The sequence below is a fragment of the Glutamicibacter sp. genome (assembly GCF_035257265.1).
Lineage (GTDB): Bacteria > Actinomycetota > Actinomycetes > Actinomycetales > Micrococcaceae > Glutamicibacter.
The window spans coordinates 18,505-33,997 of the sequence record NZ_DATEXC010000039.1 but is presented as its reverse complement, the minus strand read 5'-3'; the positions used below and the strand labels follow the sequence as shown (position 1 = coordinate 33,997).

Here is a 15,493-nt window from a genome sequence, read left to right as displayed (position 1 = left end):
ACAACTTTGAATGTTTGACCCCTCAAACATTATGCTGTGTGAAAGCGGATTTTGCGCTGAAGACACAAGCGAAATGATGTGAGCAACGGTGCGAGCAAGAAATGGCCAAGGGACCACTAGGTCGGTTCGCCGCGCGCTGGCACTGGTTTGCTCCTTTGCGCTGGTACTAACTGGATGCAGTGCTTCGACATCAGCGGAGGGGATTGCGCCGGAGGACCAGCGACCGGTGGTGCTAACAACCTTTACGGTGCTTGCGGACATCGCTCAGAACGTGGCAGGAGATCATCTGCGTGTTGAATCGGTGACCAAACTAGGCTCCGAAATCCACGGTTATGAGCCCACTCCGGATGATCTGCGACGCGCTTCGCATGCGGATCTTATCTTGGACCACGGAATGAATCTGGAAGCGTGGTTTGAACAATTTGTCCATGACAATCCGGCCCCGCACGTTACGGTCAGCGATCGAGTTACGCCGATAAACATTACCCAGGGCGCCGGAGAGGGGAAGCCCAACCCGCACGCGTGGATGAGCCCACTGAATGTCCAAACCTATGTTGATTCAATGATTATCGCGTTTAGCGAACTGGATCCGGCACATGCCGATGACTTCGCCGCCAACGGCAACGCTTACAAAATCAAACTCCAAGCCGTGCACGACTCACTCGTTGCCGACCTGGCAAAAGTACCCGAAGGCCAGAGGGTGCTGGTCTCCTGCGAGGGGGCGTTCAGCTACCTCACGCGGGACACTGGCCTACGTGAGAAGTACCTCTGGGCGGTGAATGCAGAGTCAATGGCTACCCCACGCAAGGTCGCCGCAGCCATCGACTATGTTCGCGAACATCAAATCCCCGCGGTCTTCTGTGAATCGACGGTATCGGACGCTGCAATGCAACGCGTGGTTGAATCCACCGATGCCCGGTACGGCGGGACGCTCTACGTCGATTCGCTCTCCGAACCCGATGGCCCAGTTCCCAGCTATTTGGACCTCATCACCCATGATGCCCAAGTCATTGCCCGCGCCTTACGAGGAGAAATGCCATGACACTCGCCATCGATGTCACCAATGCGACAGTTCACTATGGATCGCTGCTCGCCCTGGATAAAGCGTCAATTCAACTGGAGCGCGGATCTGTTTGCGGACTGGTGGGAATGAACGGATCCGGAAAATCTACACTCTTCAAAACCATTATGGGGTTGGTTAGACCCGACACCGGCAGCGTATTGGTCAACGGCACCAATCCACTGCAGGCGCGTAAATCAGGAGCCATCGGTTACGTCCCGCAAAACGAAGCTGTCGACTGGGACTTCCCTATTTCGGTACGTGAAGTAGTGATGACCGGACGCTATGGGCATATGGGATTCACCAGGCGCCCGAGGAAGTCAGACCATGAGGCGGTAGAGCAAGCGCTAGCCCGAGTTGAACTTACCGAGCAGGCTTCGCGGCAAATAGGCCAGCTCTCCGGAGGGCAAAAGAAACGCGCCTTTGTAGCCCGCTGTATCGCCCAAGAAGCGAACATCATGCTGCTCGACGAGCCATTCGCCGGAGTGGACAAGAGAAGCGAAGCAACAATTATCAAACTCCTGCGGGAAGTAGCGGACCAAGGCGGAAGCGTATTGATCTCGACCCATGACCTGCACGCGCTGCCAAACTTAGCAGATCAAGCAATACTTTTGATGCGAAAGGTACTGATGCAAGGAGACCCGCAGTTGGTTCTGCAACCAGAGAACCTCGCCATGGCCTTCGGGCTGGATCCTATGAATCGAGGCGAAGACGCATGAACCTCATCGAGTTATTAGCCGAACCGCTGGGGTACACCTTTATGGTGCGCGCGCTCGCCGTCACCGTGATCGCTGCGATTCTCTGTGCGGTGCTCTCCTGCTGGCTCGTGCTCATCGGCTGGTCGCTGATGGGTGACGCGGTATCCCACGCGGTATTGCCCGGGGTGGTGCTCGCATATATTGTCGGCGCACCATTTGCCTTGGGCGCCTTAGTCTTTGGTTTTTTGGCGGTTGCACTGATTGGGGGAGTACGCGATACCTCTAGGCTAAAAGAAGATGCAGCCATTGGAATCGTGTTTACCACTTTATTTTCCTTTGGGCTGGTGCTGATCTCAGTGACCCCAAGCCACCTTGATTTGAACCACATTATCTTTGGAAATCTGCTCGGGGTCTCCGCTGCAGACCTATGGCAGGTCATCATCCTGGGTGCGGTGACCTTCCTGATTTTGATCCTCAAACGCAAAGATTTCACGCTCTACGCTTTTGACTCAACCCACGCGCACGCGCTGGGCATGAATCCGCGAATGATCGGGGCGGTCCTTTTAGGGTTGCTTGCCATGACCTCGGTGGTGGCATTGCAGGCGGTGGGCGTCATCTTGGTGGTAGCGATGCTGATCATTCCGGGTGCGAGCGCTTATCTGCTGACAAATAGCTTCGGCAAAATGCTGGTGATTGCCCCGGCCTTGGCGGCACTGGCTGGGATTATCGGGGTGTACGTCAGCTACTACCTGGATGCATCTACCGGAGGGATGGTAGTGCTTTCGCAAGGCGCGATCTTTGTCCTGATCTACCTGTTTAGCCCACGCCAAGGGCTAATTGCGCACCGGTTCGCGGTGCGCAGGCGGCGCAAGAACTTGCAGCACGCAGGATAAGCCGTGCTACTCACGCAGCGTATGAGAGTGCCGAGGGAAACTTACTTTCCGAATACTCTTGCGAGCTAGAGAGACAATCCTCGCTGAGCGACGGCAGAATTTTGAGACTGCTGACGAACGCACGGGGAAAGCTTCCCGGCGTATGGTGTTGATGAATTCGCCTTGATTGATCGAATCGTAGGTTCGTACCCCAGGCGTTGTTCACTCCCTGCCGAAGTGCGCTTGTTCTCCTCGGATCAGCCGGCGGAGTCCAGGGGCGAAACCCAGACGGCTTCGGTGGCTCGCGCGCCGAGGCGGATCACCGTCGGCTCGCCATTTGCGGTGACCTCTAAGGTGTCGGAAAATGGTTCACCTGTCGCGATGTTTAATTGCGCGCCGACGATAATGCCGCTTTCCGAAAAGTACTGAAGCAGTTCCGAATCCGCATCGGAGATTCGTTCCACGCTGACTTTTTGCCCCGGCTTTGCCTGGGCAAGCAAGATCGCAGCGGGAAACGAAATCCTGCCTTCCGCGGTGGGGATAGGATCTCCATGCGGGTCACGGGTTGGAAAGCCGAGTAACTCATCGATTCGTTGAACCATGAAGTCAGACACCGCATGCTCTAGCTGTTCGGCCTCGTCATGGACCTGATCCCAGCGATACCCTAGCATTTGGACCAGAAAAGTTTCGATCAGCCGGTGCCTGCGTACCATCGTGACCGCATACTCACGGCCTAAGTCGGTCAATGAAACCGCACCATATGGCGCATGATCCAGTAAACCCTGTTGGCGCAGTTTAGACATGGCCCCGGAGACGGTGGAAAGTTTGACCCCGGCCTTTTCTGCGATCACGGTAGGGGACACCGCCTCATCAGACCATTCGTTGAGACTAAAAATGATCTTGAGGTAGTTCTGCGCGCTATCCGAAAGTTGAGTTACCGACACATCATCAATCATAGACAACTGTGCTGTGCGCGCCGAAGACGTGAATTGCGCATCGCGGATAAATCTGAGTTATTTGGTGACCTAGTCTGGCTTGGCTAAAAATTCACAAGTCATGGACTTGTTTTTAACAATTCCCACGAAGCCCCTATGTTGAGTTGCTGGCGCCGTCTTGACTTGAAAAACTTGTTAGGGAAGACTGTGTAATCGATTCCATGGAATCGATTACATGAATAAGCAAAGGAGCTTATTGGCCATGAACGCCGTCACCATCAAGGACGTTGCCAACGCAGCAGGAGTATCTGTTGCCACCGCATCGCGCGTCCTGTCAGGTCACCCGGCGACCTCGCCAGATTCCCGCGCTAAGGTTGAAAGCGCCGCGAAAGAATTGGGTTTCATGCCCAACGCGCAGGCCCGCTCACTGCGCTCCACTAAAACAGATTCCATCGCACTGTTGATCTCTGACGTGCGTAACCCCTACTTCTCAGACCTGGCCCATGCGGTGGAACAGCATGCACGCGCCGCCGGACTGATGACCTTTATTGGTAATGCCAACGAAGATGCCGCACAACAAGATGATTTTCTGGCCACCATGCTTTCACGCCGTGTGGACGGACTTGTCATTGTGCCCCAAGGGCTGAATGAAGAATCAAACCAGCCTAGCGAAATGATGAATCGGGTCCTTTCCAGCGGCATTCCCACCATCTTCGTGGACCGCGCGCTGCCTGGCGTTCAGGTTCCAGCAATCACCGCCAACAGCGCCCAAGCGCTGGATGAAGCGGTGGCAACCCTGCATTCCCTGAATCATCAGAAGATTGCCTTTATTGGCGGACCAAAGCACGCCTCCACCGCCCTTGAACGGTACAGCGCGTTCGAAACCGCACTGGCGAACAACGGACTGCATGCCGATGAAGCATTGCACTTTGTCGGTGACTTCCAGCCGGCCTCCGGCGCGCTAGCGGCTCAATGGCTCCTGGACAATCCCGCAAAACCCAGCGCCGTGATCATTGCGGATGCACCGATGGCCATAGGAGCGCTTCGCGTCTGGCGCGAATTGGGGGTGAGGGTTGGCGCTGACCTGTCGGTGATTACCTTCGATGAAGTCGATGCGATGCTCATTCACGACCCACCAATTGCCACTATCGGTCATGACCTGAGCCAGATGGGGAAAATGGCGGTTCAAGCCCTGCGCGAAGTGATGGCCGGCCAGAAACCGGAACCCGAAGAACTGATTAGCAAATTTACGCTGCGCACCTCGGTGGCGGTAGCCAAAGCAACACAAGTGATGGAAGGAAAGGTGCGCCCATGAGTAACGACGCTCTACTGGTCCTTGACCGAGTCTGCAAGTCGTTCGGCCCCGTCCAGGTAATCGATGAGGTGACCGTCGAGGTCCACGCCGGCAAGGTGTCGGTGCTGCTCGGCGAAAATGGTGCAGGCAAGTCCACCTTGATCAAGATGATCGCCGGAGTGCACAACGCCGATTCCGGACGCATCTTGATGAACGGCAAGGAAGTGCAGATCCCGGATACTAAGGCTTCCGAAGCTCTGGGCATCGCCACCATCCACCAGGAACTCAACCTGGTTCCCTCGATGACTATCGCTGAAAACATCACCTTAGGCCGTGTGCCGCGTCGCTTCGGGATTATCAACCGCCGCGAGATGCGCCGCATTGCCCGCGAAGCGCTGGACCAGCTGGGATTGAATCTTGATGTCAACACCCCGGTAGGCGACCTGGGCTTAGCCCAGCAGCAGCTAGTGGAGATCGCCAAGGCCCTTTCCCTGGACGCCCGCGTACTCATCCTTGATGAACCAACTGCGGCCTTGACCAACGCCGAAATTGCAGGCCTCTTTGAGGTCGTCAGCCAGCTCAAAACCAAGGGTGTGGGGATGGTCTTCATCAGCCACCACCTCGATGAGATTGCGGCCATTGGCGACTTCGTCAATGTATTGCGTGATGGAAAGTTCATTGCCACCGTCCCTGCAGATACCCCGGAGAACGAATTGGTGCGCCTGATGGTGGGCCGCGACATCGACGCGCAATTCCCGCGCCAAGCTGCCACTCCTGGCGAGCAGAACCTGCTGAGCGTGGAAAACCTCAGCGTAGGCCCACTGCAAAATATTTCGCTCTCAGTTCGACCCGGTGAGGTCGTGGCCCTCGCCGGATTGATGGGCGCTGGGCGCACCGAACTGATCCGCGCGATTGCCGGAGCGGATAAATACACGTCAGGCACCGTGAAAGTTGCCGGCAAAAAGCTACCGCGCAATGACGTGGCTGCGGCCACCCGTGCAGGGTTAGGCCATGTGCCTGAAGACCGCAAAACTCAGGGCCTGGTACTGGACGCTTCGGTCGCCGAGAACATCGGTTACGCCACCATGGCATCCACCGCTACAGCGGGACTGGTAGACCGCAAGGGGCAGCGTGAACGCGCCGAGAAGGTTGCCGCCCGTCTGCGGATCCGCATGGGAAATATTGACCAGCCGATTCGTTCACTCTCCGGAGGCAACCAGCAAAAGGCGGTCTTTGGCCGCTGGTTCTCCGCCGGAGCCAAGGTGCTCTTGCTGGATGAACCAACCCGCGGCGTAGACGTCGGAGCCAAGGTAGAAATTTACGAACTGATCAATGAGATCACCGCCTCCGGAGGCTGCGTACTGATGGCCTCCAGCGAACTGCCCGAAGTGCTGGGCATGTCCGACCGCGTCCTGGTGATGAGCCAGGGCCGGATCGCCGGAGAGCTAGCCACCAATGAAGCCACTCAAGACAGCATCATGGCCCTCGCCGTGAGCAATGTGCACCGCGAAGATGAAATGGGAAAGAAGTAATGAGCAGCGTAGCCACCACACCCAAGAAGGGCTTTGACTTCAAGGCATTCCTTGCAAACAACGGTGCCCTAGTCGGCCTGGTTGTTCTTTGCCTAGCCATGTTCATCGCGACCCCGCGCTTTCTGACCGGGCCGAACCTGATGAATATCGGCATCCAGGTCTCCACCATTGCGGTGATGGCCTTCGGCATGACCTTCGTGATCGTCGCCGCCGGTATCGACCTTTCGGTCGGTTCCATCGCAGCGATCTCCGCGATGACCTCCTCCTACTGGGTAACCACCGCGGGTTTGCCCGATGGGCTATCGATTGTTGTTGGTTTGGCCATCGGCGGGTTGTGCGGCTGGGTTACCGGTGCCATGAGCGCCTACGGCAAACTACCGACCTTCATCGCCTCGCTGGCGATGCTCACCATTGTCCGCGGGCTGACCCTGGTCATCTCCGACGGGCGCCCCATCGCCACCGGCGATTCGGTGTCCTGGCTGGGCGGGGATCTGGGCTTCATGCCGGTACCCATCCTGATCCTGATTGTCTCCGGTCTGATCGCAGCGTTCGTGCTGAACCGCACCATCATCGGTAAGAACGCCTTCGCCGTGGGTGGCAACACCGAAGCCGCTCGTCTGTCGGGTATTCCGGTCAAGCGCGTACTAGTGACCGTGTTTGTCATTTCCGGTATCTTCGCCGCACTGTCGGGCATGATTCTTGCAGGCCGTCTGGACTCGGCACAGCCGACCTTGGCCAGCGGTTATGAGCTGGACGCCATCGCGGCGGTTGTTATCGGCGGCGCTTCACTGTCCGGCGGTGTGGGTCGTATTTCCGGAACGCTCATCGGTGCGCTGGTCCTCGCGGTCATCCGCAACGGCCTGAACCTGCTTTCGGTCAGCGCCTTCTGGCAGCAGGTAGTGATCGGCTTGGTTATCGCGATTGCCGTGGGCTTCGACGTACTTCGCCGCAAGAACGTGCGCCACTAATAGTTTTTGTATCACTGTTTCTGACACCATTTAGTTCAAGGGAGAACCCAATGAAAAACATCGTACGTAAGAGCACCGCACTGACCCTCGGTCTAGCACTGGTCTTGGGTGCCAGTGCCTGTGGCCGTGGCGAGGCAGCCGCCGAGGGCGGCAAGGCCACCTTGGCAGTGTCCACGCTGAACAACCCATTCTTCGTTGACCTGCGTGACGGCGCACAGGCAGAAGCCACCGAACTGGGCATCGACCTGTCCGTAGTTGACGCGCAGAACGATTCGGCCAGCCAGGCTAACCAGCTGGCAACCGCCGCTACCGATGGCACCGAAGGTATCATCATCAACGCAGTAGATACCGAAACCGCCGAAGCCGGCCTGGCCCCGATCGTTTCGGCAGAACTGCCAATCGTCGCAGTTGACCGCTCCGTAGGCGCCACCAAGGTCGCTTCATTTGTCGCTTCAGACAATGTTGCTGGTGGCGAGCAGGCAGCCAAGGCACTCGCAGAATCGCTGGGTGGCAAGGGCAAGATCATCATCCTTGAAGGTGTACCAGGCGCTTCGGCAACCAACGAGCGTGGCGAAGGCTTCACCAAGGGTCTGAAAGAATTCGGCGACATCAAGGTGGTCTCCAGCCAGACCGCTAACTTCGACCGTGCCGAGGCACTGGACGTAGTGACCAACCTGATGCAGTCCAACCCAGACGCCACTGGCGTACTGGCGATGAATGACGAAATGGCTCTGGGCGCTATCCAGGCACTGGGGGCCAAGGCAGGCAAGGACGTCAAGGTTGTAGGCTTCGACGGTACCGAAGATGGCTTCAAGGCAGTCGAGGCTGGCACCTTGGTCGCCACCATCGCGCAGAACCCAGCCGAGCTAGGCAAGCAGTCGGTCCAGATCTTGGCTAAGGCCATGAAGGATGAAGCAGTTGAAGAAGTAGTTCAGGTTGCCGTTGACACCGTCAACACCGACAACGTCGCCGACTACGTCACGAAGTAAGTACCCGCAGTACCTCATTTCGCCGGGCGAGAGCTCAACTGAGCTATACCAAGCTAAGGAATAATCATGACGGACAACATCCAAGTCACTATCGTTGGTTCGAGCAATGTGGACATCACCGCGTTGATGAACCGCCTGCCTGGCCCGGGTGAAACCGTGTTGGCTGATTCCTACCAGCTTTCGCCCGGCGGCAAAGGGGCAAATCAGGCTCTGGCCGCGCAGCTCGCAGGCGCCAGCACCGAATTTATCGGTGCAGTAGGCGAAGACTCGCACGCGAAGATCGCGCTAGGCCAGCTTGAAGAAGCAGGGGTGAAGCTTGATCGCGTCTCAACTTCCAGCCTACCTACCGGCGTGGCAATCATTCAGGTGGATGCCGGCGCGGAAAACTCCATCGCCGTGGTGTCCGGAGCTAACTCCTCGGTCACCGCTGAGGTAGTCAACGCTGCCGGTGCACTGCACGGCATTGTGGTGCTGCAAGGGGAAATCCCCGCCTCAGGCATCAAAGCCGCTATGGATCTGGCGGCCGATAAGGTGGTGCTCAACCTGGCACCGGTGATCGAACTGGACCGCGATTACCTGCTCAAAGCCAACCCGCTGGTGGTCAACGAGCATGAAGCGGCGCTCATCTTGCAACAGCTCGATGGCAGTGAAACTGTGTCTGCCGAATCCGAACCGGTCCTTGCCGAGAAGCTCATGGCCCATGGTCTAGCCTCGCTGGTCATCACGTTGGGTGTCAATGGCTGTTTGGTGGCTGAACGCGGCGCTGAAATTCAGCAGCTGCCTGCGGTTAAGGTCAAGGCAATGGACACCACCGGTGCTGGTGACGCATTCACCGGTGCGGTGGCAGCCCGTCTGGCTCACGGTGACACTCTGGCACAAGCAGCAGATTTCGCTGGAAAGTTCGCGGCGCTGACCGTGCAGGCACATGGTGCTCAGGCTTCCTACCCGCGTTCCCTAGACGCACTCTAAGACAGAACTTTTCGAGCAAGACCTAAGGAAGCATTCGTGCTGAAATCCGAAATTCTCAACGCCCCGCTACTTGGCGCATTGGCCAAGTTGGGGCACACCGACACGGTGGTTATCGCCGATTGCGGTTTACCACTTCCTGCTGGTCCAACAGTCATCGATTTAGCGCTGGTTCAAGGACTGCTCAGCTTTGAGCAGGTACTAGATGTACTCAGCCGTAATATGGTGATCGAGTCCAGCACACTGGCCAGCGAAGCCAAAGACGGAGCAGTTCAGGAGCTGTGTGCGTCCTACGGACTGGAGCCGCAATTCATCACTCATGAGCAGCTCAAAGCCGAATTGCCCAACGCCAAGGTTATCGTGCGCACCGGGGAATCAACTCCCTTTGCCAACGTGATCCTGCACTGCGGGGTAGCTTTCTAAGACCAAGCCGAAGCCGGTATCGACAGTTGGTCGATGCCGGCTTTTTGTGCAAAAAAATGTGCTTTGTTCCGATCAAAGCGAAGTGTGGCTTACGAGCATTTTGCAATATTCAACGGCTTCGGTGAGCCGGCGCGACAAGGGGACACCAGGCATTGTGCACAATACAATTTCTCTGACCTGTCCTCCGTCTGATAACGGCTTGTACACGATGGGGAGCCCATCGAAACTCAAGTCATTAGGTGGACGAACACCTGTAACGGTAAAACCTAGGCCCCGCGCTACCGCAGAACGGATTGTTTCGATGGAACGGCTGGTGAGCAACGGTTCGGAATGTGCACCGTGCTCCCGTAGAAGATTAGTAACCAGTGTGGAAATTGGCTCTTGATCTAAGAGCACGTGCGGATATGACGCGAGCTCATCTAAATTGATGGAGTCTTTTTCAGCGAGAGCATGTTCTGGAGGAAGCGCTATATACAGTGGATGGCTCCCCAACGAATGGTAGACCAGCCCGCCGGATACGTGCTGTTTATAGGCCAATATCCCTTCGCATCGTCCAGAGCGCAGATCATCCTCAATAGCGCGCGGCGAGCCCTCGAAAAATCTTAAGATGACATCTGGAAAATTATCCGTGAAATGCCCAGCAAGCCGTGGCAACAAGGTAGGGGACAAGCTTTCGAAACAACCTAATCGAAGTACGCCGCTCACCGCATGGCCGAAAGAGGCAGCCCCGTCTTCAAGTTCTTGTAACTGTTGCAGTACTGATTGAACCGTAAGGCTAAATGCTCGGCCAGCTGGAGTGAGTGATAGATTTCGTGACTTCTGACGGACGAATAGTTGTATGTTGAGTGCGGTTTCTAACTGCAATATTCCCGCAGAAAGTCCGGCCTGACTGACGTGACAAACCTTAGCCGCAGCAGTTGCACTTCCCGTTTCGAGAACGGCCTGAAAATATTCAAGCTGTCTAATCGTCATTCGGATCATGAAGCAATTCTAGGTCCATAATTGAGCGGCAAGTCGATTGCATTACTTCGTAGGCGTCTGGGAAGACGCCTACGAAGTAGGGATTGATTCGTCGCTGGTCTTGAGGCTGATGGTATCTAAATCATGAGCGATAATTAGCCGACCGTCGTATTCCTTGGCGGCTTCTTGCCAACTTTCTAGAGGCGCGTTGGCAGGTACCAGGTGATGTAAGACTAAGGTTCCAACATTCGCCATGCTTGCAATACGCCCTGCATCTAGGGCGGTTGTGTGCGAGCGGCGATGGTGAGACATCACTGATTCGCGGACTTCCGGGTCCGGGTATGTGTTTAGGGCTTGTTGACCTACCACTTCAAGGTTGATGGCCTCATGAAAGAGCACGTCGCAATCTTGCGAAATCGTAATCAAATTTTGGCAGTAGCCCGTATCTCCCGAAACAACGATTGAGCCGTAACGTGAGTCGAAACGGAAGGCATATGCGGGTGCCGTTGGGTGATGATCAACCAAAATTGCGCTTACGCTTACCCTCTCATCTCGAAAAATCACGAACGGTTCCATTTCTGGAGCAACGTTTTCGTTGGGATCAAAGGGAAGGCCCGCAGGAAGCGCAATATCTTTGATATCGAATTTGGTAGCTGGAGAAGGCGATCCGTAATCAAAGATCCGGTCGTTGATATCTGCCGAGTAAGTACGCACAAGTCTGTCAAGGGTTTCAGTTATTCCGGGGACAGGCGATTCCGGATTAACAGGTGTCGGAACTTCCTTCGCAAGAGGTGTCAGCGGAGGTAATTTTCCCCGGTTGCCGGGTCCTAGAATTTTGACTTGCCGGTCTCCGATTTCGTTTCGTGCGAAGAGAAAAAGACTAGCCAAATCAACGGTGTGATCAGAATGCATATGTGTAATAAACAGTGCTTCGACATCTCCGAACCGGTGACCTGCTCGCCGTAGCTGGCGGCCGGCACCATATCCGAAATCTACGAGATAAACCTTGCCGTCGACGACGATAGCCGTGCTGATTCCGGCATCTATGTCGTCTCGCCCCCACCAAACAGGCCCACCAGCGGTACCTAAGGCGATAGCGTGCATACCTTCTTCAACTACTTGCTTAGACAATTTGAGACTCGTTTCTATAAATTTACCCGTACCAAAATCTCAACTTATTTAGAACATTGAAGCAAACATAATTTACTTATGCACTGCATCGATACTTAGTGTTATCCGAGGCATACGACAGCGTGCAATTATGAATTCAACGACGTGGCGACCGTCACAAGAAGTCTTGGTTTGAATGAACTGCTCCTGGAGGAGAAATTAATTATGAAATCCACGAAAATAAGTGTTCTGCTAGCGACCGCTGCAATTTTTGCGTTGGGTATGACATCTTGTTCATCCGGTGAATCCACGGCTTCTGATGGTTCGAAAGACACCCTGAAGGTCAGCGTTGATGGGACCACTTCTGGAGCAGCCATAGAACTGGGCATCGCACAAGGTTTCTTCAAAGATGAAGGACTTGAGCTTGAGATCAGCACCAATGGAAATCCTCCTGCAGCATCTGCAGCGCTACAGAGTAACCAGATAGATTTTGGGTCAATCCCTTTGATTCCGGGCATCAACGCACAGAAGAAGGGCATTCAGGTAACTTCGGTCGCTCCTGTTGTCGGGTATCCGGAAGGTGTTAAGGCGGATTCCGAGTTCGATACCTATGGTGTCTATGTGAATCCAGATAGCGGCATAAGTTCTCCAAAGGATCTTGAAGGCAAGAAAGTCGGCGTCAACGCACGCAAGGCCATTTTCGAAGCCTTTGTCACAGATGAGGTTGCCAAGGATGGCGGAAACCCTGAGAACGTCGACTGGATCGCTCTAGATTTTGGATCGCAGATTGAATCGCTCAAATCCGGACGCGTTGATGCAATTACGCTCCCTATGCCTTTTACTCTTGAAGCTGAGTCCAATGGTGCCAAAAAACTTTGGAGCCCGGGTGTTGCTTTTTATGAGAGCGGGATGACAAGCACTTGGATGGTTGGACCGGAAATGTCAAAGGACAGCGACACAATTGCTAAGTTCCAGCGTGCAGTCGTGAAGTCCAACGATTATGCGAATGAGCATCGTGCAGACGCGGTGGCAGCTGCGGCTGAACTAACTGGAATCGATGCCAAGGTGATTACAGATAGCGGAAAGTTCACATACTTCCCGACAGTGATGGATACCAGCGATATCAGCCGTATTAGTGAAAAGCTGGTAAAAATTGGCTTCCTTGATTCGCCTTTGGAAGTCACTGACACGACTGCTATCCCACTTCCTTAACTGGTCGTTTTTCTTCATATAAGGAGCTGGAATCGTGAGCAACGTAAGTTCTCGAAAGGTAGCCCTCGGTGCTGCAGGCCTCTTCATGGCAGTACTTGCCTGGTACCTAATTGCTCTCGGACCGATGAGAGAATCACCGTTACCGGCACCCACGCAGGTATTTTCCGCAATGATCGCAATGGTGCGAGACCTAGCTTTTTGGGAATCGTTAGGTATTACCATGTTGATGGCAGCCAAAGGGTTTGCGTGGGCATTGCTCGTGGGAGTGCTTCTGGGCATGGCCATCGGGTGGTTTGGGCTGGTAGGTAAAGCACTGAGTTTTGTCGTGGAATTCCTTAAACCAATTCCGCCAATTGTGATCATGCCTTTGGCAATCTTAGTGCTTGGTCCCACCCAACGTATGGGGGAATTCCTCGTATTTTACGGTTGTCTGCTCCCGATTCTCTATCAGACTGCTGCTGGAGTAAGAGAAACGGACCCCGTTGCTATTCAAACAAGTCGTTCTTATGGTGTCGGAACAGGCGAAATTCTTGGACGAGTAGTTTTACCTTCCGCCTCGGCATTTATCGCTACTGCAATCAGAACAGCGATACCGATCTCACTGATCGTTTCCGTAGTAGCGGGGCTTCTCGGGGGAGGCCCTGGGCTAGGTTCGGAAATTCAGCGAGCATTAAGCGCTAATGAAACTGCCGATCTTTATGGGCTCGTTCTGATCCTTGGTGCAGTCGGATTGCTCTTGCAGTTGCTCAGTGGCGGGATTGAATCGAAAGTACTCAGCTGGCACCCGTCCTATCGAAAGTTGGTGCATTAATCGTGGCTAGGTCTTCAGACAAATCAGTCAGGCGTCATCAACGGATAGGGATGACCCTACAAATCGGTGTTCCGGTATTTATTCTTGCCATATGGTGGGCATGGTCAAATTCCAGCAGCAATCCATTTTTCCCGCCATTATCAGAGATTCTGGTCAGATTCCGGGAGCTTTGGCTCTTCGATAAGTTCCTCAGTGACATTGTGCCGAGCTTGAGTAATCTCGTCATTGGTTTTGCTATCGCAGTATTGCTGGGGGTGATCCTAGGACTCGTATTCGCGCTCGTTCCAGTGCTCGAAGAATTATTGTCTCCACTTATTCACTTTTATCGGGCAGTTCCTTCGATCGCTATCATTCCAGTCTTCATCAGCCTGATGGGTTTCGGTAATGAAGTCCGGCTTTTAGTGATAATTCTGGCGGCGTTCCCGCCAACATGGATTGCGACAATGGATGGAATCAAAGCTGTTGAGCCTCAGCTCCATGAGGTGGCGAAGGTATTTCGCATTACAAATGCAGAACGCGTCTTTGGGATGTTCTTGCCATCGGCGTTACCCCAAATTTTCACCGGATTACAAGCAAGCCTACAGTTTTCATTTGTCGTCATGATTGCTACTGAAATGCTTGGTTCATCGGTGGGCATCGGTGCAATGACCATCCTCGCGCAACAGAGCTTTGCAAGTGTAGATATGTGGGCCGGAATTGTACTTCTAGGCGTAATTGGCTTCTTGTCGAATTATTTGCTGGGCCGGCTAAGAGCACGGGTACTGAGCTGGTACGACAAGTCTAAAGCCCTGCAGTTAGCTGCCTAAGGGGGATGAAAATGTACGTAGGAACTGAAAAAGTCAATGTCCAAACCACAATCGAGGATAATCCAGTGCAAGCAATGTTGAGTTTGAAAAATGTCAGCAAGCGCTATGGCTCCGGTCCAGAGATTCTTACCGATCTCAACATGGAAGTTATGCATGGAGAGATTGTTTGTCTGGTTGGTCCGTCTGGCGTTGGCAAGACGACATTGCTAAAGTCCTTGGCTGGGCTACACGACATTACGACCGGAACAATTGAAGTCAATGGACGGGTCATGTCAGGACCGCCAGAGGAAATGGCACTTGTTTTCCAAGACTATAACCGTTCGTTGATGCCATGGCTGACCGTTGAAGGAAATCTCAAATTTCCCTTGCGTCACTTAAAGCTGGGCCGCCAGGAAGTCTCTCACCGTATCAAAGCAGCACTGAAAGAAGTCGGTTTAGAGCGTGCCGGTGCTAAATACCCGTGGCAACTTTCCGGAGGTATGCAGCAACGCGTGGCCATCGCCCGCGCGTTGGCTTACAAGCCACAGATCTTAATCATGGATGAACCTTTTGCTTCGGTGGATGCACAAACACGGTTTGAACTTGAAGACTTGACCCGTAGCATCCGTGACGACCTTGGGATGACGATACTGCTGGTAACCCACGACATTGATGAGGCTGTTTACCTCTCCGATCGTGTTGTCGTGCTTGGTGGACAGCCAGCAACAGTACTCGAGGTCGTGGATGTCCCATTAGGCAAACAACGCGACCAAGTCGAAACACGAGCCACGCCTGCCTACGCAGATTTGCGTAGTGACGTAATGCGTATGATTCGCACAGCATCATCGGCTTCGCGAGCATAGACCCGTTCCCGGGTA

Annotated in this window: 16 protein-coding genes; 13 read left to right on the top strand and 3 right to left on the bottom strand. The window is 54.4% G+C overall.

The annotated features are described in order from the left end of the window. The first annotated feature begins 88 nt into the window (after window positions 1–88). Genes VJ369_RS11100 through VJ369_RS11090 form a run of 3 tightly spaced genes read left to right on the top strand, consistent with a single transcriptional unit; the run spans window position 89 to window position 2,651 of the window. Window positions 89–1,042 carry a metal ABC transporter substrate-binding protein gene (locus tag VJ369_RS11100; RefSeq protein ID WP_414652650.1) on the top strand — a complete coding sequence of 318 codons (954 nt, stop codon included), beginning with the start codon at window positions 89–91 and terminating at the stop codon, window positions 1,040–1,042. Then, on the top strand, window positions 1,039–1,779 hold the full coding sequence (locus VJ369_RS11095; protein ID WP_324092135.1) for a metal ABC transporter ATP-binding protein: 741 nt from the start codon (window positions 1,039–1,041) through the stop codon (window positions 1,777–1,779). Before VJ369_RS11100 ends, VJ369_RS11095 begins: the two co-directional genes overlap by 4 nt. Further along, window positions 1,776–2,651, top strand: a complete 876-nt coding sequence (locus VJ369_RS11090) for a metal ABC transporter permease (RefSeq protein WP_324092134.1) — start codon at window positions 1,776–1,778, stop codon at window positions 2,649–2,651. Before VJ369_RS11095 ends, VJ369_RS11090 begins: the two co-directional genes overlap by 4 nt. Window positions 2,652–2,887: 236 nt before the next feature. Here the strand turns inward: VJ369_RS11090 and VJ369_RS11085 are convergent, their stop codons facing one another. Further along, window positions 2,888–3,574, bottom strand: a complete 687-nt coding sequence (locus VJ369_RS11085) for a metal-dependent transcriptional regulator (RefSeq protein WP_324092133.1) — start codon at window positions 3,572–3,574, stop codon at window positions 2,888–2,890. 253 nt (window positions 3,575–3,827) lie between these two features. Between VJ369_RS11085 and VJ369_RS11080 the strand changes: the two genes are divergently transcribed. The 6 genes from VJ369_RS11080 (at window position 3,828) to rbsD (ending at window position 9,737) form a co-directional block, all read left to right on the top strand. Continuing rightward, window positions 3,828–4,880, top strand: coding sequence for a LacI family DNA-binding transcriptional regulator (locus VJ369_RS11080; RefSeq protein WP_324092132.1), 1,053 nt, complete (start codon window positions 3,828–3,830; stop codon window positions 4,878–4,880). Then, window positions 4,877–6,391, top strand: coding sequence for a sugar ABC transporter ATP-binding protein (locus VJ369_RS11075; RefSeq protein ID WP_324092131.1), 1,515 nt, complete (start codon window positions 4,877–4,879; stop codon window positions 6,389–6,391). The genes VJ369_RS11080 and VJ369_RS11075 overlap by 4 nt, the downstream gene beginning before the upstream one ends. After that, on the top strand, window positions 6,391–7,359 hold the full coding sequence (locus VJ369_RS11070; protein WP_096283093.1) for an ABC transporter permease: 969 nt from the start codon (window positions 6,391–6,393) through the stop codon (window positions 7,357–7,359). The genes VJ369_RS11075 and VJ369_RS11070 overlap by 1 nt, the downstream gene beginning before the upstream one ends. Before the next feature lie 50 nt (window positions 7,360–7,409). Then, window positions 7,410–8,348, top strand: coding sequence for a substrate-binding domain-containing protein (locus VJ369_RS11065; RefSeq protein ID WP_324092130.1), 939 nt, complete (start codon window positions 7,410–7,412; stop codon window positions 8,346–8,348). Window positions 8,349–8,414: 66 nt separating this feature from the next. After that, window positions 8,415–9,317: a ribokinase gene (locus tag VJ369_RS11060; RefSeq protein ID WP_324092129.1), complete on the top strand. Its 903-nt coding sequence runs from the start codon at window positions 8,415–8,417 to the stop codon at window positions 9,315–9,317. 36 nt (window positions 9,318–9,353) lie between these two features. Then, window positions 9,354–9,737, top strand: coding sequence for a D-ribose pyranase (rbsD, locus tag VJ369_RS11055; RefSeq protein WP_324092128.1), 384 nt, complete (start codon window positions 9,354–9,356; stop codon window positions 9,735–9,737). Between the two features lie 72 nt (window positions 9,738–9,809). Here rbsD and VJ369_RS11050 read toward each other — a convergent pair whose 3' ends face one another. Then, a complete protein-coding gene (locus VJ369_RS11050; RefSeq protein WP_324092127.1) occupies window positions 9,810–10,718 on the bottom strand; it encodes a LysR family transcriptional regulator in 909 nt (302 codons plus the stop codon). Window positions 10,719–10,787: 69 nt separating this feature from the next. Further along, window positions 10,788–11,828 (bottom strand): MBL fold metallo-hydrolase, encoded by a 1,041-nt coding sequence (locus VJ369_RS11045; protein WP_324092126.1) that lies wholly within the window; start codon window positions 11,826–11,828, stop codon window positions 10,788–10,790. A 171-nt stretch (window positions 11,829–11,999) separates the two neighbouring features. On the opposite strand from VJ369_RS11045, the gene VJ369_RS11040 reads away from it, so the two are divergent. The 4 genes from VJ369_RS11040 to VJ369_RS11025 all read left to right on the top strand — a co-directional run bounded on the left by VJ369_RS11040 (window position 12,000) and on the right by VJ369_RS11025 (window position 15,478). Next, window positions 12,000–13,019 (top strand): ABC transporter substrate-binding protein, encoded by a 1,020-nt coding sequence (locus VJ369_RS11040; protein ID WP_324092125.1) that lies wholly within the window; start codon window positions 12,000–12,002, stop codon window positions 13,017–13,019. Between the two features lie 34 nt (window positions 13,020–13,053). After that, a complete protein-coding gene (locus VJ369_RS11035; protein WP_324092124.1) occupies window positions 13,054–13,830 on the top strand; it encodes an ABC transporter permease in 777 nt (258 codons plus the stop codon). Window positions 13,831–13,880: 50 nt separating this feature from the next. Beyond that, window positions 13,881–14,636 (top strand): ABC transporter permease, encoded by a 756-nt coding sequence (locus VJ369_RS11030; protein WP_324092123.1) that lies wholly within the window; start codon window positions 13,881–13,883, stop codon window positions 14,634–14,636. A gap of 74 nt (window positions 14,637–14,710) precedes the next feature. Further along, window positions 14,711–15,478 carry an ABC transporter ATP-binding protein gene (locus tag VJ369_RS11025; protein ID WP_414652653.1) on the top strand — a complete coding sequence of 256 codons (768 nt, stop codon included), beginning with the start codon at window positions 14,711–14,713 and terminating at the stop codon, window positions 15,476–15,478. The last annotated feature ends 15 nt before the right edge of the window (window positions 15,479–15,493 follow it).